This is a genomic window from Mesorhizobium sp. WSM4848, assembly GCF_055811375.1.
Window position 1 is genome coordinate 45,883 of the sequence record NZ_JBVVPX010000021.1, and the last position, 16,622, is coordinate 62,504.

Below are 16,622 nucleotides of genomic sequence, written 5' to 3' on the forward strand. Positions count from 1 at the left end.
GGCCGCTCAAAAAGTCTTTGCGCCGTTGATCATCAGCCGGACCATGTAGAGCGAGGTCGTGCCGGCGATGTAGAGGCAGTTCAGCTTGTTGCCGCCGAACACGCAATTGGCGACGACTTCCGGCACCTTGATCTTTCCGATCAGCGTTCCGTCGGGATCGTAGCAATGGATGCCGTTGGCGGCACTGGTCCAGATGCGCCCCTGGTCGTCGAGCCTAAAGCCATCGAACAGGCCGGCCGTGCAATCGGCGAAGACCTTTCCGCCAGAAACCTTGTTGCCGGCCTCGTCGACATCGAACACCCGCATATGCGCCGGATTCTGCGCGCCATGCGTGCGGCCGGTATCGACGACATAGAGCTTGCTCTCGTCGAGCGAGAAGGCAAGCCCGTTGGGCCTGACCATGTCGGTGATCGCCGCTTCGATCTCACCGGTGCCGGGATCGGCCCGGTAGACATGGCAGGCGCCGATCTCGCTCTCGGCCTTGTCGCCCTCATAATCCGTATCGATGCCGTAGGTCGGGTCGGTGAACCAGATCGAACCGTCGGACTTGACCACCGCATCGTTGGGCGAGTTCAGCCGTTTGCCGCGCCATTTGTCGGCGATGGTGGTGATCGAGCCGTCATGCTCGGTGCGGCTGACGCGGCGGCCCGAATGCTCGCAAGTGACCAGCCGGCCCTGCCGGTCGACGGTGTTGCCGTTGGAATTGCCCGACGGCTGCCGGAACACGCTGACGTTGCCGTCAGTCTCGTCGTAACGCAGCATGCGGTTGTTGGGGATGTCGGACCACACCACATAACGGCCGGCCGCAAACCAGGCCGGCCCTTCGGCCCACCGGCATCCGGTGAACAGCTTGTCCACCTGCGCGTTGCTGTTGAACAGCCGCGCAAAGCGTGGATCGAGAATTTCGTAGTCTTCGGCGGCCATGGTTTCCTCCCGGTCGTGCAAATCGTTGGTGCCGGCGCGATCAAGCCAGCCGGCGATCGATATGGCAAGATCGTTGATATCGGTCTCACCGCATCTTGAGGCCCCGAGGAGGCAACGCCGCCCCTTGCTCAGATGACAAAACCCAAATGACGGGTCATGCGCCGTTAACCGGCTATGCGCTCAGTGCAATGGTGCATTGCAACATCTTATTTTTGCAGCGCACCATAACTATGTCATGCTGCGTATCGATCAGGGAGGAACAACCTGCCGCAACAATGCGGCGCAGAAGGAACCTCGCTATGATTCTCGACAGCCTCGTGAGCCGCGCTCGCACCAGCATCGCCAAGCGGCGGCAATACAACCGTCTCATCGCCGAAATCGACTCGTTTTCCAGCCGCGATCTGGCCGACATGCGCGCCGACCGCAGCGAAATGCTGTACCAGGTCCACAAGCAGATCTACGGCTGAATCTTCGGTCGACCTGTCACCTTCGGTCGATGGCCCGTGATTTCGCACGTTGACAGCGGGGGGCCATCAGCCGGGTGCTGCCAACGCTTTTTCGATCTCCGGTAAAAGCAGCGTTTGTGCTGAGTCCGCCGTCAGCGGGCCGACGTGCTTGTAGGCGATCTTGCCGTCCTTGCCGACGACGAAGGTTTCCGGCACTCCGTAGACGCCCCAGTCGATCGCCGCGCGCCCTGCCGCGTCGACGCCGATCGCCTGGAACGGGTTGCCGAGATTGCCGAGGAACCGGCGGGCGTTTTCCGGGTGGTCCTTGTAGTTGAGCGCGGCGATGACGAAGCGCTTGTCCTGCGACAGCGCCAGCAGCAGCGGATGTTCGTCGCGGCAAGGCCCGCACCACGACGCGAAGACGTTGACCAGCGTGACCTTGCCGGCGAATTGCCTTGAATCGAGCCCCGGCAAATTCATGCCCTCCAGCGCCGGCAGATTGGTCTGCGGCGCCGGCAGGCCGATCAGCGCCGATGGCACTTCCGAAGTGTCGCGGCCGGACAGCAGCTGCGTCAGGAACAGTCCCGCCAGCCCGAGAAAAATCAGCAGCGGCAACAGCACGATCAGGCGGCGTGAGCGCGCCGGCGTTTCCGTCTCCATGCTCATGATTTCCCCGCCTTGTCGGAGCGCCGCCGCACGCCGGATGCTTCCAGTTCGGCGAGGTCTCGTCTGCGTGCCCGCTGGTCGAGCAGGATCCAGCCGAACAGCCCGGCCAGCACCACGGCCGTGATGGCATAGGCAGCCGTGACATAGAGGGCGTGTACGCTCATTTCCCGATCCGAGGCTTCCTGCAGTGGAGTTCATAGCTGCACTGGCTGTTCGTCGCAATGAACGGTGTCTGCGGCAGATTTGCGGTCACTCGGAATCCGACGTTCATTTCACCGCGACTGCAGCAGACCGGATATCTTAATGATGCGCATGAACTGGCATGTCAGGGACAGCCTGACAGCTCCTTCGCAGGTGAGCAGAATCTTGCCTGCGTCATCCCACATTCTGACCGCGCTCCTGTCATGACTCTGGAACTTGCGAACGCTGACTGACTCGACACCTTCGAACCCGAGTTCAAAATGCACCGCGTTGAATGGCCCCCATTTGACGGGAGGCCGATAGGGAAGATGGGTCGATATAAAATGTAGGTGCAGGCTAGGCCCGTCACGACTGATTTCGGCCTTGGTGATCTCGACGGAAGACAGGTCCGGATAGTGGCCGTAGATGGTCTGGAGAAAGATCGGATTTTCTATGCGTAGCGGCCACATCAGTCTGTTCCATGACGCAGCGCCAATGCTGCCGCAACCGGCCCCAGCACGGCAAGAAACAAGGTCAGCGCGGCAAGAATGAGGAAAGGCTGCAGGAACGGATCGGGGTTCGCCACCGCGCCATAGCTCGCCGAGACGCCAAAGATCAGCACGGGAATGGTCAGCGGCAACACCAGCACCGAGATCAGCAGCCCGCCGCGCGGCAGCGCCACCGCCACCGCCGCACCGGCAGCGCCGATGAAGGTGATCGCCGGCGTGCCGACCAAAAGCGTCAGCGCCGTGGCGCCGATGCCGATCGGCTCCATATTCATGAACAGGCCGAGCAAGGGTGCGGCGATGACCAGCGGCAGCACGCTTCCCGCCCAATGCGCCAGGCATTTCGTCAGCACGGTCAGCGCCAGCATCTGCCGGTCGTCGCCGAGCACCAGCAGATCGAGCGAGCCGTCTTCCCGGTCGGCCTGGAACAATCGGTCAAGACCGAGCAGGCAAGCCAGCAAGGCGCCGATCCACAGGATCGCCGGGCCGATGCGGGCAAGCAGATTGAGGTCCGGCCCGACGCCGAAGGGGATCGTGGCGATCACCGCGAGAAAGAAGATCACGCCGGTCAGCGCCCCGCCGCCGGCCCGGATGCTCAGGCGGATATCGCGCAGGAAGAGGGCTAGCATGGTGTGAGATGCCTTTGCCCAGGCGGGAACGCCGACATCAACCAGTCATCCTCAATTCTGTCGCTCTTTCAATTCCCAGCGGCAGATGCGTCGCCGCAACAATGACCCCTCCCTCATCAAGATGCTCCCTCATCAGTCCGCCGAATCGCTCTTCCGAAGCCTTGTCCAGCCCGGCCGTAGGCTCGTCGAGCAGCCACAGCGGCCGCCGGCTGACCAGCAGTTTTGCGATCGCCGCGCGGCGGCGTTGCCCGGTGGAGAGATAACCGAACGGCAGATGGCCGATACCATCAAGCCCGACCATTGCCAGCGCCTGTTCAGCGCTCAAAAAATCCGCGCCCAAAAAATCGCGCCAGAAGCGCAGATTTTCCGCCACGCTCAGCGCCGTCTTCATCGCGTTCTGGTGGCCGAGATAGTGGCAGGTTGAGGCGACCGACGGAAAATCCTCAGCCCCGCCTTCGATGAGCAAACGGCCTGCCGCTACCGGCAGCAACCCGGCGACCACCCTGAGCAGCGTCGATTTTCCCGCGCCGTTCGGCCCGGTGACGATCAGCGCCTGGCCTTTGCCAAGGGCAAAGTTGAGGCCGGAGAAAACCGCCTCGCCGCCGCGTTCGCCGCCCAGATTTTCGGCGATCAGCCGCATTTCTTGTCCGTCCCGAAAACGCCGCTGCACGGCAGCTGCCGCATCGCACAAAATAGCCGTTCGACTGTCTAGAACTATTCCAGGAAATTCTCTATATGCGGGGCATCCGTGCCAGCGGTCGGCACGGGAAGCGAATTAGCGCCGAACCAGCGCACGCGCCGCCTTGAACGGCTCGGGTTGGCTGGGAACGGACAGCGGAAATGGCCGTACCCGCACCTTTGCGCGTGATTGCATGCCATCGGCGTCCGTTCCCTTTCAGGCTGAACAGACAAGGACGGATCGCACGTGTCAAAATCCCTCGATAGTTTCAATTGCCGCCGCACGCTGACCGCAGCCGGCACCGACTATGTTTATTACGACCTCGTCGAGGCCGAGAAGAACGGCCTCACCGGCATCGCCCAGCTGCCCTATTCGATGAAGGTGCTGCTGGAGAACCTGCTGCGCAACGAGGACGGCCGTTCCGTCACCAAGGAGAGCATCGATGCGGTCGCCGGCTGGCTGACCGACAGGGGCACCGCCGGGGTCGAGATCGCCTATCGCCCGGCCCGCGTGCTGATGCAGGATTTCACCGGCGTTCCGGCCGTGGTCGACCTGGCCGCCATGCGCGATGCCATGGCCTCGCTCGGCGGCGACCCGCAAAAGATCAATCCGCTGGTGCCGGTCGACCTGGTCATCGACCACTCGGTCATCGTCGACGAGTTCGGCACGCCGCTGGCTTTCGCCAGGAATGTCGAGCTTGAATACGAGCGCAACGAAGAACGCTACAAATTCCTGAAATGGGGCCAGCAGGCCTTCCGCAATTTCCGCGTCGTGCCGCCCGGCACCGGCATCTGCCACCAGGTCAATCTCGAATATCTCGGCCAGGTCGTGTGGACCAACACCGAGGGCGGCGAAACCACCGCCTATCCCGACACCTGCGTCGGCACCGATTCGCACACCACCATGATCAACGGCCTTGGCGTGCTCGGCTGGGGCGTCGGCGGCATCGAGGCCGAGGCCGCGATGCTTGGCCAGCCCGTCTCCATGCTGTTGCCCGAAGTCATCGGCTTCCGGCTCACCGGCAGGCTCAGGGAAGGCGTCACCGCCACCGATCTCGTGCTCACCGTCACCCAGATGCTGCGCAAGAAGGGCGTCGTCGGCAAGTTCGTCGAATTCTTCGGTCCTGGTCTGTCCAACATGACGCTGGCCGACCGCGCCACCATCGGCAACATGGCGCCCGAATATGGCGCCACCTGCGGCTTCTTTCCGGTCGATGGCGAGACCATCCGCTACCTCACCATGTCCGGCCGCGAGGAAAACCGCATCGCGCTGGTCGAGGCATACGCCAAGGCGCAAGGCATGTGGCGCGATACCGACTCGGCCGACCCGGTCTTCACCGACCTGCTCGAGCTCGATCTCGGCAGTGTCGTGCCGTCGATGGCCGGCCCCAAGCGTCCAGAGGGCCGGGTCGCGCTTGAAGGCATTCCGGCCGGCTTTGTCAAGGCGATGGAAACCGAATACAAGAAGGCGGTCGAAATCGACAAGCGCTATGCCGTCGAGAGCACCGGCTACGACCTTGGCCATGGCGACGTCGTCATTGCCGCCATCACCTCCTGCACCAACACCTCGAACCCGAGCGTGCTGATCGGCGCCGGCTTGCTGGCACGCAACGCCAACCGGCTCGGACTCAAGCAGAAGCCGTGGGTCAAGACATCGCTGGCGCCGGGCAGCCAGGTCGTCGCCGAATATCTGGAGAAATCCGGCCTGCAGAAGGAACTCGACCAGATCGGCTTCAATCTGGTCGGCTTCGGCTGCACCACCTGCATCGGCAATTCCGGCCCGTTGCCGGCGCCGATCTCCAGGACCATCAATGACAAAGGTTTGATCGCTGCCGCGGTCTTGTCCGGCAACCGCAATTTCGAAGGCCGCGTCTCGCCCGACGTGCAGGCGAACTACCTCGCTTCGCCGCCGCTGGTCGTCGCCCACGCGCTGGCCGGAACCGTGACCAAGGACCTGACCACCGAACCGCTCGGCGAGGACCGCGACGGCAACCCGGTCTACCTCAGGGACATCTGGCCGAGCTCGGTCGAGATCCAGGAGTTCATCGAGAAGAACGTGACGCGCGAACTGTTCGCCCGCAAATATGCCGACGTCTTCAAGGGCGACGAATACTGGCAGAACGTCAAGGTGCCGGAAGGCCAGACCTATGCCTGGGACCACAATTCGACCTATGTGCAGAACCCGCCCTACTTCGCTGGCATGACACCAGGCTTCGGCACAATCGGCGACATCAAGGGCGCCCGCGTGCTCGGCCTGTTCGGCGACAAGATCACCACCGACCACATCTCACCGGCCGGCTCGATCAAGGCAGCCTCGCCGGCCGGCAAGTACCTCATCGATCATGGCGTCGGCGTTGCCGACTTCAATCAATACGGCACGCGGCGCGGCAATCACGAGGTGATGATGCGCGGCACCTTCGCCAATATCCGCATCCGCAACCACATGCTGGGCGAGAACGGCCGCGAGGGCGGCTACACGATCCACTATCCGTCGAAGGAAGAGAAATCGATCTACGACGCAGCCATGGAGTACAAGAAGGAAGGCGTGCCGCTGGTCATCTTCGCCGGTGTCGAATACGGCAACGGCTCGTCGCGCGACTGGGCGGCCAAAGGCACCAACCTGTTGGGTGTTCGCGCCGTCATCGCTCAGTCCTTCGAGCGCATCCACCGCTCGAACCTGGTCGGCATGGGGGTCATCCCGTTCGTCTTTGAGGAGGGCACCTCATGGGCCTCGCTCAACCTCAAGGGCGACGAACTGGTCGAAATCGACGGACTGAGCGCCATCAAGCCGCGTCAGAAGATGATCGCGAAGATCACTTATGGCGACGGCACGGTGAAGAACATTCCGATCATCTGCCGCATCGATACGCTGGACGAGCTCGACTACTTCAAGAACGGCGGCATCCTGCAATATGTGCTGCGCGATCTGGCAGCATAGGAATAATTAGGGGAGTAGGGCAGTAGGGAAGACAATACCTACTGCCTTACTGCCTTACTGCCTTACTGCCTTACTGCCTTACTGCCTTACTGCCTTACTGCCCTACTGCCCTACTGCTGCCCTCCCAAACCGCGCCACCGCCGCCAGCAGCACGCCGAGCATCAGCCCGTTGAGGATGTGCCACAGGAAATGCGTGCCGAGCGGGAAGCTGCCGCAGACCAGCGGATCGATCGTCCTGAAGATGACCGACACGACGAAGATCGCCGAGCCCGCCAGATTGTACCAGCCGGCGCGGTTGCCGCTCGCCACCACCCAGGCGCCGAAGAAGGCGAGCGCCAGGAAGGGCGGCAGATAGCCGGTCGTGCCGTTCGATGCCTGGCGCAGCCAGTCCGGCACGGCAAAGGTCAACAACCCGGTGACGGCATAGAAGGCGACGAAGATGGCGATCGCCTTGCCCCATTTCATAGCGAGGAAACGGCGCAGGTTGAACAGCGTGTAGGCCAGCGTGAACCCGGCGATCGGCAGCACGTCGGCCCAGACCGTGGCATGGTTGGCAAAGGTGTGGAACAGCGCCGAGCCGATGCCGATCGCCACCACCCACCATGCCAGCATTTTGGCGAAGATGCCTGTGCCACGCCGGCGCACCTCCCGGACACCCCACAGCCCGGCGACAAGAAAAGCCATATTGGTCAGTGCGTTGACCGGCTCGGCCCAGAACTCCGGCCCGACCCGCTCGCAGTACAGGTCGACCGGCGTCAGGAGAGTTTGCCACATGCTGATTGTTGCCCGAATCGGTATCTTCCCTGAAGTGTAGCCGTCCTGGAGTGCCCTTGCAGTTGGCTACAGCGGTAAAAGTTTCACCGCAACGTGACTTCCCGTTGACTGCCGCTTCTGCCACATATTTCGCCAACCAGAACAAAGCCGGCCATCACCGGCGGGAGTCGAAACGGCCATGACACCTCGAAGACCATTGCGGCTTGCGGCATTGGCGCTGGCCCTCTCGGTGCTTGCCGGCGCCGGACTTGCCAGCAATGCGCTTGCCGGCAAGGCGCTGGCCGGCGAGGCCGACAAGCCCCAGGCTGACAAAGCCTCGACTGATCAACCCTTGGGCGTGGTCGAGCTCTTCACCAGCCAGGGCTGCAGTTCCTGCCTGCCGGCCGATGCGTTTTTCGCCGAGCTTGCCGCCAAGCAGAACATCATCGCGCTCGCCTATCACGTCGACTACTGGGATTATCTCGGTTGGAAGGACACACTGAGCCGCAAGGAGAACACCGAGCGGCAGTATGAGTATATGCGTGCCTTCGGCAGCCGCTCGGTCTATACGCCGCAGGCCGTCATCAATGGCCGCAGCCATGTCAACGGCGCCCGCCGCGAGGAAGTCGACGGCGCGCTCGCCCGGATGGAAACATCCGGCGAAGGCATGCAGGTCAGCATCAACGTCAGCCGGACCAGCGACCGCGTCATCATCGACGCAGGCGATGCCGGGAGCGGCCCCAGCGATGCCCATGTCGTCATCGTCTATTTCGACCCACCGCAGACGATCAAGATCGGCAAGGGCGAGAACACCGGCCGCAGCATGACCTATTGGAACGCCGTCTCCGGCATTCAGACCGCCGGCATGTGGCACGGCAAGGCGCAGCGCTACGAATTGCCGATGAGCGTGATTGCCAAGAAAGGCGGCTGCGCCGTGCTGCTGCAATCGGTGGGCAAGGACGGCATGCCGGGTCCCATCCTGGGCGCCGCCTTGATCCACAAGCCTTGAACGCCCTCTCCTTCTCCCCTTGTGTGGCCCGAAGGGCGGGCTAGGCCCGCGACTCGCCCCGGGTGGTGGGATCGGCGCGCAGCGTCGAGACGGATAAGGGGTGGTGGAAGGAATGAATGAGGCGGCGGCGATTTCAAGCAAATTGTCAAGCTGGAACATCCCTCATCCGTCGCCTTCGGCGACACCTTCTCCCACAAGGGAGAAGGAACGCCTGCGCATCACTCGGCCAATAAAAAACCGACGTCAGCTTGCTTCTGACGTCGGTTATTTAGGTATTGGGATCGTCGCACTCGATTTCTCCAAGGGAGAAACCAAGGTTGGTTCGATCCGACGCAGACCCGTGGGCGGGGGGCTTGGGGTTTACGAGCCAGTGCCGGACCGAACCGTCTCAGGCAACACCTGTAAATTCGTCGGAGATTGGGGCATTAGCGCGGTTAAAAGAAGGCAGGATTGTGGCGAAGCATCACCAATTTCAACGGGCGTTTTTATAAACGTGACTGGACACCGCGGAAACGTTGCGCCGCCAGCCTTTGCCCAGCCGGGCTTGCAATTCCATGGCGAAAGCGCCAACTTTGATTAGTGTAAGATTCATTCGAAGGGATCGAGGCATGACTGATCACGGCAGTGGGACGGAGGATGGGGACGCATCCGCAATACTGATCCCGCTGCATGAGGCAAGACGTGAACGCCTCGACCAGCCGGTGCGGTTCGACCGGCGTGAATTGGACCAGATCCTGAGGCTTTACGGGCGCATGGTCGCCGCCAATGAATGGCGCGACTACGCCATCGACCATCTTGCCGACCGCGCCGTCTTTTCCGTCTTCCGTCGCACCAGCGAGGTGCCGCTGTTCCAGATCGTCAAGGATCCGAAGCTGGCGCGCCGACAAGGCGCTTTCGCTGTCATTGCCGCCGGAGGCCGCATCCTCAAGCGCAGCCAGGAACTTGGCCGCGTGCTTGGCGTGTTCGACCGCACGCTGAAACCGGTCGAGGCCTAACTACTGGTTTTGCTTCCGGAATCTCCGTTCCGGTAGTGAGTTGGGATCGGGCGGAACCTGAGACCCGCCATTGATCGGCAGTTGCATGAACACCGTGTCGAGCCAGCGCCCATGCTTGTAGCCGGAGGCTTCCAGACGGCCCGAATGGCGAAAGTCGAGCTTTTCATGCAGCCGGACCGAGGCACTGTCCGGCCGACCGTCGCCGATCACCGCTATGATCTGGCGGAAGCCGGCCGCCTCGGCCGCCGCGATCAGCCCTTGCATTAGCTTCAGCCCGATGCCATGGCCCTTGGCCTCGGGCGCGACATAGACCGAATCTTCGATGATGAACCGGTACGCAGGCCGCGCCCGAAAGGGGCCGGCATAGGCATAGCCGAGCACGATGCCGGCTTTTTCCGCCACCAGATAGGGAAAGCCGCCCGCTATCAAACTGTCGAAGCGCTCGCCCATCTCGGCACGGTCAGGCGGCTCCAGTTCGTAGCTCGCCGTGCCGTGGGTCACCGCATCGGCATAGATGTCGGTGATCCGGTCGAGATCGGCCGCTGTCGCGCCGCGTATCGTGATGCTGCTCATAATTTATGCAAGCCGTTCATCTGCCTTCTATCACAGCAAAGGCCGGCACAGAAGGAAAGGGCGGCCGTTGGGCCGCCCTTTCCAAATTCGCTGGTCTACAGACTCAAGGGGCCGTGTTTAACGGCGATCGCCCATGAACTGCAGCAGGAACATGAACAGGTTGATGAAGTCGAGATAGAGCCTCAGAGCGCCCATGATCGCCTTGCGGCCGGCGACATCAGTCTCGTCGCCCTCGAAATACATCTCCTTGATGTTCTGCGTGTCGTAGGCGGTCAGCCCTGCGAAGATCAGCACGCCGATCGCCGAAACGGCGAAGGAAAGCGCCGACGACTGCAGGAAGATGTTGATCACCATCGCGATGATCAGACCGACCAGGCCCATGATCAGGAACGAACCGAGCGCGGAAAGATCGCGCTTGGTCGTGTAGCCGTAGAGCGACAATCCGCCAAAGGCGGCGGCGGTGGCGAAGAAGGTCTGCGAGATGCTGGCGGTGGTGTAGACCAGGAAGATCGACGACAGCGACAGGCCGACGAGGCCGGCATAGACCCAGAACGTCGTCTGCGCGGCCGAAACGCTCATCGACTGGACGCGGAACGACAGGAACAGCACCGCTGCCAGCGGCGCAAAGATTACCAGCCATTTCAGCGGCGAGCCGAAGATCGCGTAGCCGAAGGATGTCAGCATATCGCCGTTCGGCAGCGTAGCGACCGCCGAAGCCGGATCGGTGGTGGTGGCCAGCATGATCGTTCCGACCGCGGCGAGGCCGGTGATGAGGAGGCCAAGCCCCATCAGATTGTAGACCTTGATCATATAAGCGCGCAGGCCCTGGTCGATAGCAGCATCGACGCCGACGCCGGGCACGGCACGCGTCTGATAATTGCGAACGGGTTCAGCCATGGAAATCCTCATATTGCTTCTGCCCCGTCCGGTGTCCGGCCCATTTGGACCGCGGCGCCGCTGGCGGGGCTCCAGCATGCCTGCGGCGAAATATGATGGTTATTGGCGCCAAGAACAAGACCGTAACCGGGCGTAATGCTTCGTGAAGTAGCAAAAATCCGGATTTATCGGCCGTCCGAAGCCCAACATTAACAAGATTTAACCGAATCCTGGTCGCGTTGAGCCTGCAGATGCCTGCAGATCAGAGATTGCGCAGCACCGGCGCCGCCTTGTGGCCCAGCACCCGCCAGGTGCCGGCGAGGCCAATGCCGACCGTGACCAGCAAGGCAAAGACTATTGTGGCCACCGCCACATCGGGCATGAAATGCGACGGCAGCGTCATGACGCGCGCGACAACGAACCACGCCGCAATCCCGCCTGCCGCCAGCGCGAAGATCGCGGTGGCGAGGCCGATCAGCATGTATTCCAGCGAAAAGGCCGCGATCAGCGTCTTCCTGGTGGCGCCCAGCGTCTTCAGCACCACCGCATCGTGGATGCGGGCGCGGTTGCCGGCCGCCAGCGCGCCGGCCAGCACCAGCACCGAGGCGATCAGCGCCACGCCGGCCGCGGCCCTGATCGCGGTGCCGAGTTGCGCCACCAGCCGGTTGACGATGTCGAGAGCGTCCTTGACCCTGACCGTCGTCACCGCGGGAAAGGCACGGGTGACGGCGTTGAGAAGACGGGCATCGTCGGCCGGCGACGCGCCCTTTTCGGTCAGCGTCGCCAGCCAGCTGTGCGGCGCGCCGGCAAATGTGCTGGGCGAGAACACCATGACGAAATTGATGCCCATCGACTCCCACTCGACCTGGCGGAAATTGGCGATCTTCGCCGTCACGTTGCGGCCAAGCACGTTGACGGTGACGGTATCGCCGAGTTTCAGCCCGATCTCTTTGCCTTCCTCGGCCGAAAACGACACCAGCGGCTCGCCGGCATAATTGTCCGGCCACCATGTGCCTTCGGTCAGCGTCGCATTCGCAGGAATTCTGGCCTCGTAGGTCAGCCCGCGATCGCCGCGCAGCACCCAGGCCCCTTCCGCCGGGACCTTGACCTTGTCGACGTCGACGCCGTTCAGCGCCATCACCCGGCCGCGCAGCATCGGCACCTTGACCAGCGTGCCTTGCGGTGCCTCCCTGCCGACCAGCGCCGAGAACGCATCGACATCGCTGCTCTGGATGTCGACGAAGAAGAAGTTCGGCGCCCGCTCCGGCAGGCTGCCGGAAATCTGCCGCCTGAGATTGCCGTCGATCAGCGCCAGCGTCACCAGCAGCGTCAGCCCCAGTCCCAGCGACAGCACCACCGACGGCGTCAAGGCGCCCGGCCGATGGATGTTGCCGATGGCGAGCCTGAGCACCGTCGAGCCAACGCGCGGGCTGCTTTTGGCGGCCCACTGCACCAGCGCGCCGACAAGGCGCAGCACCAAAAAAGCAAAAATGGTGGCGCCGACGAAGATCGAGGCGATGTAGCGGTCGCCGGAAAACAGAATGGCCAGCGCCGCCAGCAGCAGCGCGATGCCGAGCGCCGCCGCCGTGTAAAGCGGGCGCGGAAAGCCGCGGCCCTCAAAACCCATTTCGCGAAACAGCGCCGTCGCCGGCACGTCGCGCGCCCGGCCGAGCGGCAGCAAGGCGAAAGCCAGAGTCACCAGCAGCCCGAACAGCGCCGCCATGCCGAGCGCGCCGGGATAGAACCCGCCTTCCGCCGACACCGGAATGATCGACTGGAGCGCCGCGCTCGCCGCGAACGGCATCAGCGCGCCAAGCATCACGCCGAGCGTGATCCCAAGTACGGCGATCATCAGGATCTGCACCAGGTAGACGGCAAAGACGAAACCGCCCGAAGCCCCCAGGCTCTTGAAGGTGGCGATGACGCCGCGCTTGCCGTCGAGATAGGCGCGCACCGCATTGGCCACGCCGACGCCGCCGACCACCAGCGCCGTCAACCCGACCAGCGTCAGGAACTGCGAAAACCGTTCGATATTGGCGGACAGCGCCGGTGCTGCATTGCTGCGCGTGCGGATCGACCAGCCGGACTCGGGAAAATCCTCCGCTGCCTGATCCTGAATGGCTTTTATGCGCGCCTCGCCGGTGCCGCCGGGCAGGCGGACCTTGTAGGCGTTCTCGACCAGGCTGCCGGGCTGGATCAAACCGGAAGCGGCAAGCCCGTCCGTCGAGATCATCAGCCGCGGCGCAAAGCCGAAGCCGTCGGAGACCGCGTCCGGCTCGTTGACGAGCCGGGCGCGCAGTTCGAAGGTGGCGCTGCCCAGCTTCAGCCGGTCGCCGATCCGAAGGTTCAGCCGCTCGAACAAAAGGTCGGGTGCGGCGGCGCCGAAAACTCCGGATTTCTCGCCGAACAATTCCCGCTTCGACAGCGCCGGCTCGGTCTCCAGCGCGCCATAGAGCGGATAAGCGCCGTCGACCGCCTTGGCTTCGACCAGCGCCTGGTCGGAGCCGTCTTCGAGCCGCGCCATCGAGCGCATGTTGGCGCTATGCGAGACCGTGCCCAGCCCGTCAAGAAAGACGTGCTCGGCCTGCGTCGCGGCGCGCTGATTGAGCTGGAAACGAAGATCGCCGCCGAGCAGCGACTGGCCTTCGTTGGCGACACCGGCGGTAATCGCCCGGGCCACCGAATTGACGCCGCCGATCGCCGCGACGCCGAGCGCAATGCAGGCAAGGAAGATCAGGAAGCCGGACAGCCCGCCGCGCATCTCGCGCAGCGAGAAGCGGAAGGCGAGCTTCAGCGTGCGCGACAGCGGCATCAGGCCGGCACCTTGCCCGGCTTTGGAACTGGTTCTGGCGCGTCCTCGATCCGGCCCGACCGCATCGACACCTGCCGGGAGCAGCGTGCGGCGAGCGCCGGATCGTGGGTGACCAGCACCAGCGTCATGCCGCGCTCGGCCGCTTTGGCGAACAGGAGATCGGCGACCTGCCGTCCCGTTGCCTGGTCCAGGTTGCCGGTCGGCTCGTCGGCGATCAGGATGCGCGGCGAAGGCGCCAGCGCCCGGGCGATCGCCACACGCTGCTGTTCGCCGCCGGACAATTCGCCGGGGTAGTGAGTGACGCGGTCGCTCAATCCCACCGCCTCGAGCTCCCGCGCCGCCACCCCGAACGGATTCTCATGACCGGCAAGTTCCAGCGGCACTGCGACATTTTCGAGCGCCGTCATGTTGGGAATGAGGTGGAAGGACTGGAAGACGATGCCAATGTTTCGCCCGCGAAACGATGCGATCTGGTCTTCGCTCTTGCCGTTCAGCAATTCGCCGGCAATCCGTACCGTACCCGAATCAACCCTTTCCAAACCGGCCAAAACCATCAGCAGCGTCGACTTTCCCGAGCCTGACGGACCGACGATGCCGGTCGCCTCGCCACTTGCCACGTCTAGGCTGACGCCTTTCAGCACATGGACGGAAGACGCTCCTTCGCCGAGCGTCAGCGATACGTTTTTCAGCGCGATGACGGCTTCTGTCAAAATAAAATCGTCCTATATGGGAAAGGGAGGCCAGAATTCCGCCTACCGCCAGTATAATGTTCTCGGTCATATGGGGCCCTGCCGCATGGCTTTCAAACACCGACTTGCCGCAGCCCTCGTCCTTTTCCTCGGAATTTGCGGCGCCATTTCTTCGGCGTGCGCCGAGCCGCTCAAGATCGTCGGCTTCGGCGACAGCCTGATGGCAGGCTTTAGCCTCGGACCGGACGAAGGCTTCACCCGGAAACTTGAGGCAGCACTTCGCGCCAAGGGCCACGATGTGACGGTCGCCAATGCCGGTGTCTCCGGCGATACGTCGAGTGGCGGCCTGTCGCGGCTCGACTGGTCGGTGCCGGACGGCACGCAGCTTGTCATTCTTGAACTCGGTGCCAACGACATGCTGCGCGGCGTTTCTCCCGATATCACGCAGAAAAATCTGGACGCCATGCTGGCGAAGCTGAAGCAGCGCAACATCGCCGTGCTGCTGGCCGGCATGCGCGCCGCCCCCAATCTCGGCGCCGACTACCAGAACGGCTTTGACGCGATCTTCCCGAAACTGGCGGAAAAATACGGCGTTCCGCTCTATCCATTCTTTCTCGACGGCGTCGCCGGCGAACCAGCTATGCAACTTGAGGACGGCCTGCACCCGAATGCCAAGGGCATCGACCGCATGGTCGAGCGCATACTGCCGGATGTCGAGAAAGCCATTGCCGTGGTCAAGGGCCACTCTTGAAGGGACCGGATTTCGATGAGGCTACGTATTCCCCACACGATTTGATTTTAGGCCAGGTGCAACCAACAAACCGCTTGCCCCGCTCGATTTTCGATGATTCGCTAGGGACAAGAGTTCGATTCGAGGACAGGAGGCTTACCATGCCGCGTCTTTTCACCGCCCTCGAAATTCCGCGTGACGCCGCCCTTTCGCTGTCCCTGCTCCGGGGCGGCCTGCCCCGGGCCCGCTGGATCGACGTCGAGAACTACCATATGACGCTGCGCTTCATCGGCGACGTCGAGGGCCATGTCGCCGACGAGATCGCCAACGCACTCGACCGCGTCCACCGCCCTTCCTTCGCGCTGACACTGTCCGGCGTCGGCGCCTTCGGCCAGAAGAAACCGCACGCGGTGTGGGCCGGCGTCTCCGCCTCGCCCGATCTTGCGGCGCTGCAAGCCGAGATCGAGCGCATCTGCCAACGCCTCGGCATCCCCGCCGACCCGCGCAAATTCATGCCGCATGTGACGCTGGCCAGGTTGCGCAATTCGAGCCCGCTCGACGTCGCCCAGTATCTTTCGGCGCGCGGCAATTTTTCGACGCTGCCCTTCCGTGTCGGCCGCTTCGTCCTGATGTCGTCGCGCGATTCGGTCGGCGGCGGACCCTACATCGTCGAGGAGGCCTGGCCGCTGTCGGGCGCCGACAGCCGTGCCTCGAGCCGCGTCGCCAGCGCCTCCGACGCTTCGCGGATCATGCGGTAGACTGAGGCAAACGCCTCCGGCCCCTGCCGATAGGGGTCCGGCACGTCGCCTACCCTTCCCTCGGCGAACTCGAGGAACAGACGGACCCGGTCGCGCATGGCGGCAGGCACCAGCGCTTTAAGATCCCGGAGATTCGATCGGTCCATGGCGAGAATGAGGTCGAAACGCGAAAAATCGTCCGGCGCCAGTTTGCGCGCCGTCTGTCCGGAAATATCGACGCCGTGCCGCTCTGCGATCGAGATCGAGCGCGGGTCGGGTGCCGAGCCGGCTTCCCAGTCGCTGGTCCCGGCCGAATCGAGCAGGATATCCCGATCGAGGCCGCGCTCGGCCAGGACGGCGCGCAGCACGCCCTCGGCCAGTGGCGAGCGGCAGATATTGCCGAGACAGACGAAGAGAATGGATTTTATCGGCTTTGCGCTCATCGATCCGGCACTATGCTGAAGACTGCAAATCCAGATAG

General features: G+C 63.2%; 19 protein-coding genes. 7 read left to right on the plus strand and 12 right to left on the minus strand.

The window, feature by feature from the left end; all coding sequences use genetic code 11:
- Positions 1-6: 6 nt before the first annotated feature.
- On the minus strand, positions 7-924 hold the full coding sequence (locus AC0L16_RS19530; RefSeq protein ID WP_473622639.1) for an SMP-30/gluconolactonase/LRE family protein: 918 nt from the start codon (positions 922-924) through the stop codon (positions 7-9).
- A gap of 299 nt (positions 925-1,223) precedes the next feature.
- Between AC0L16_RS19530 and AC0L16_RS19535 the strand changes: the two genes are divergently transcribed.
- Positions 1,224-1,391, plus strand: a complete 168-nt coding sequence (locus AC0L16_RS19535; RefSeq protein WP_077380926.1) for a hypothetical protein — start codon at positions 1,224-1,226, stop codon at positions 1,389-1,391.
- Positions 1,392-1,457: 66 nt separating this feature from the next.
- Here AC0L16_RS19535 and AC0L16_RS19540 read toward each other — a convergent pair whose 3' ends face one another.
- From AC0L16_RS19540 to ccmA, 5 genes are all read right to left on the minus strand, one after another.
- Positions 1,458-2,036 (minus strand): DsbE family thiol:disulfide interchange protein, encoded by a 579-nt coding sequence (locus AC0L16_RS19540; RefSeq protein WP_473622640.1) that lies wholly within the window; start codon positions 2,034-2,036, stop codon positions 1,458-1,460.
- Positions 2,033-2,200 carry a heme exporter protein CcmD gene (gene ccmD / locus AC0L16_RS19545; protein ID WP_473622642.1) on the minus strand — a complete coding sequence of 56 codons (168 nt, stop codon included), beginning with the start codon at positions 2,198-2,200 and terminating at the stop codon, positions 2,033-2,035. The genes AC0L16_RS19540 and ccmD overlap by 4 nt, the downstream gene beginning before the upstream one ends.
- 108 nt (positions 2,201-2,308) lie before the next feature.
- Entirely contained in the window at positions 2,309-2,686 is a 378-nt protein-coding gene (locus AC0L16_RS19550; protein ID WP_473622643.1) for an Imm50 family immunity protein, read from the minus strand.
- Positions 2,686-3,351: a heme exporter protein CcmB gene (ccmB, locus tag AC0L16_RS19555; RefSeq protein ID WP_023803343.1), complete on the minus strand. Its 666-nt coding sequence runs from the start codon at positions 3,349-3,351 to the stop codon at positions 2,686-2,688. The genes AC0L16_RS19550 and ccmB overlap by 1 nt, the downstream gene beginning before the upstream one ends.
- Before the next feature lie 37 nt (positions 3,352-3,388).
- The gene (gene ccmA / locus AC0L16_RS19560) at positions 3,389-3,991 is read right to left on the minus strand and encodes a heme ABC exporter ATP-binding protein CcmA (RefSeq protein ID WP_473622645.1); all 603 of its coding nucleotides are present in this window, start codon (positions 3,989-3,991) and stop codon (positions 3,389-3,391) included.
- Between the two features lie 285 nt (positions 3,992-4,276).
- Here ccmA and acnA point away from each other — a divergent pair, with 285 nt between their 5' ends.
- Entirely contained in the window at positions 4,277-6,967 is a 2,691-nt protein-coding gene (acnA, locus tag AC0L16_RS19565; RefSeq protein WP_473622646.1) for an aconitate hydratase AcnA, read from the plus strand.
- 102 nt (positions 6,968-7,069) lie between these two features.
- Here the strand turns inward: acnA and AC0L16_RS19570 are convergent, their stop codons facing one another.
- Positions 7,070-7,741 (minus strand): ceramidase domain-containing protein, encoded by a 672-nt coding sequence (locus AC0L16_RS19570; protein ID WP_473622647.1) that lies wholly within the window; start codon positions 7,739-7,741, stop codon positions 7,070-7,072.
- A 178-nt stretch (positions 7,742-7,919) separates the two neighbouring features.
- Here AC0L16_RS19570 and AC0L16_RS19575 point away from each other — a divergent pair, with 178 nt between their 5' ends.
- The 3 genes from AC0L16_RS19575 (at position 7,920) to AC0L16_RS19585 (ending at position 9,724) form a co-directional block, all read left to right on the plus strand.
- Positions 7,920-8,729: a DUF1223 domain-containing protein gene (locus AC0L16_RS19575; RefSeq protein ID WP_473622649.1), complete on the plus strand. Its 810-nt coding sequence runs from the start codon at positions 7,920-7,922 to the stop codon at positions 8,727-8,729.
- Positions 8,730-8,841: 112 nt separating this feature from the next.
- A complete protein-coding gene (locus AC0L16_RS19580) occupies positions 8,842-9,309 on the plus strand; it encodes a hypothetical protein (protein ID WP_473622651.1) in 468 nt (155 codons plus the stop codon).
- A gap of 28 nt (positions 9,310-9,337) precedes the next feature.
- Positions 9,338-9,724: a DUF2794 domain-containing protein gene (locus tag AC0L16_RS19585; RefSeq protein ID WP_473622652.1), complete on the plus strand. Its 387-nt coding sequence runs from the start codon at positions 9,338-9,340 to the stop codon at positions 9,722-9,724.
- On the opposite strand, the gene AC0L16_RS19590 is transcribed toward AC0L16_RS19585, so the two are convergent.
- The 4 genes from AC0L16_RS19590 to AC0L16_RS19605 form a co-directional block, all read right to left on the minus strand.
- Positions 9,725-10,297, minus strand: coding sequence for a GNAT family N-acetyltransferase (locus AC0L16_RS19590; RefSeq protein ID WP_077380937.1), 573 nt, complete (start codon positions 10,295-10,297; stop codon positions 9,725-9,727).
- 117 nt (positions 10,298-10,414) lie between these two features.
- The gene (locus tag AC0L16_RS19595; RefSeq protein ID WP_077380938.1) at positions 10,415-11,194 is read right to left on the minus strand and encodes a Bax inhibitor-1/YccA family protein; all 780 of its coding nucleotides are present in this window, start codon (positions 11,192-11,194) and stop codon (positions 10,415-10,417) included.
- A 241-nt stretch (positions 11,195-11,435) separates the two neighbouring features.
- A complete protein-coding gene (locus AC0L16_RS19600; RefSeq protein ID WP_473622654.1) occupies positions 11,436-13,985 on the minus strand; it encodes an ABC transporter permease in 2,550 nt (849 codons plus the stop codon).
- Positions 13,985-14,695: an ABC transporter ATP-binding protein gene (locus AC0L16_RS19605; RefSeq protein WP_077380940.1), complete on the minus strand. Its 711-nt coding sequence runs from the start codon at positions 14,693-14,695 to the stop codon at positions 13,985-13,987. Before AC0L16_RS19605 ends, AC0L16_RS19600 begins: the two co-directional genes overlap by 1 nt.
- A gap of 85 nt (positions 14,696-14,780) precedes the next feature.
- Here AC0L16_RS19605 and AC0L16_RS19610 point away from each other — a divergent pair, with 85 nt between their 5' ends.
- Positions 14,781-15,425, plus strand: coding sequence for an arylesterase (locus AC0L16_RS19610; RefSeq protein ID WP_473622655.1), 645 nt, complete (start codon positions 14,781-14,783; stop codon positions 15,423-15,425).
- 140 nt (positions 15,426-15,565) lie between these two features.
- Complete coding sequence (gene thpR / locus AC0L16_RS19615) at positions 15,566-16,162, plus strand: RNA 2',3'-cyclic phosphodiesterase (RefSeq protein WP_473622656.1); 597 nt, start codon at positions 15,566-15,568, stop codon at positions 16,160-16,162.
- On the opposite strand, the gene AC0L16_RS19620 is transcribed toward thpR, so the two are convergent.
- Positions 16,066-16,584 carry a low molecular weight protein-tyrosine-phosphatase gene (locus AC0L16_RS19620; protein WP_473622657.1) on the minus strand — a complete coding sequence of 173 codons (519 nt, stop codon included), beginning with the start codon at positions 16,582-16,584 and terminating at the stop codon, positions 16,066-16,068. The genes thpR and AC0L16_RS19620 overlap by 97 nt on opposite strands.
- Positions 16,585-16,622: the final 38 nt, after the last annotated feature.

Excerpts from the sequence above, each read along its gene's own strand:
- AC0L16_RS19610 (WP_473622655.1), top strand. The coding sequence starts at position 14,781 with ATGGCTTTCAAACACCGACTTGCCGCAGCCCTCGTCCTTTTCCTCGGA.
- AC0L16_RS19580 (WP_473622651.1), top strand. The coding sequence starts at position 8,842 with ATGAATGAGGCGGCGGCGATTTCAAGCAAATTGTCAAGCTGGAACATC.
- AC0L16_RS19620 (WP_473622657.1), bottom strand. The coding sequence starts at position 16,584 with ATGAGCGCAAAGCCGATAAAATCCATTCTCTTCGTCTGTCTCGGCAAT.
- AC0L16_RS19600 (WP_473622654.1), bottom strand. The coding sequence starts at position 13,985 with ATGCCGCTGTCGCGCACGCTGAAGCTCGCCTTCCGCTTCTCGCTGCGC.
- AC0L16_RS19535 (WP_077380926.1), top strand. The coding sequence starts at position 1,224 with ATGATTCTCGACAGCCTCGTGAGCCGCGCTCGCACCAGCATCGCCAAG.
- AC0L16_RS19585 (WP_473622652.1), top strand. The coding sequence starts at position 9,338 with ATGACTGATCACGGCAGTGGGACGGAGGATGGGGACGCATCCGCAATA.
- AC0L16_RS19590 (WP_077380937.1), bottom strand. The coding sequence starts at position 10,297 with ATGAGCAGCATCACGATACGCGGCGCGACAGCGGCCGATCTCGACCGG.
- AC0L16_RS19530 (WP_473622639.1), bottom strand. The coding sequence starts at position 924 with ATGGCCGCCGAAGACTACGAAATTCTCGATCCACGCTTTGCGCGGCTG.
- ccmB (WP_023803343.1), bottom strand. The coding sequence starts at position 3,351 with ATGCTAGCCCTCTTCCTGCGCGATATCCGCCTGAGCATCCGGGCCGGC.
- AC0L16_RS19540 (WP_473622640.1), bottom strand. The coding sequence starts at position 2,036 with ATGAGCATGGAGACGGAAACGCCGGCGCGCTCACGCCGCCTGATCGTG.
- AC0L16_RS19570 (WP_473622647.1), bottom strand. The coding sequence starts at position 7,741 with ATGTGGCAAACTCTCCTGACGCCGGTCGACCTGTACTGCGAGCGGGTC.
- AC0L16_RS19575 (WP_473622649.1), top strand. The coding sequence starts at position 7,920 with ATGACACCTCGAAGACCATTGCGGCTTGCGGCATTGGCGCTGGCCCTC.
- ccmA (WP_473622645.1), bottom strand. The coding sequence starts at position 3,991 with ATGCGGCTGATCGCCGAAAATCTGGGCGGCGAACGCGGCGGCGAGGCG.
- ccmD (WP_473622642.1), bottom strand. The coding sequence starts at position 2,200 with ATGAGCGTACACGCCCTCTATGTCACGGCTGCCTATGCCATCACGGCC.
- thpR (WP_473622656.1), top strand. The coding sequence starts at position 15,566 with ATGCCGCGTCTTTTCACCGCCCTCGAAATTCCGCGTGACGCCGCCCTT.
- AC0L16_RS19550 (WP_473622643.1), bottom strand. The coding sequence starts at position 2,686 with ATGTGGCCGCTACGCATAGAAAATCCGATCTTTCTCCAGACCATCTAC.
- AC0L16_RS19595 (WP_077380938.1), bottom strand. The coding sequence starts at position 11,194 with ATGGCTGAACCCGTTCGCAATTATCAGACGCGTGCCGTGCCCGGCGTC.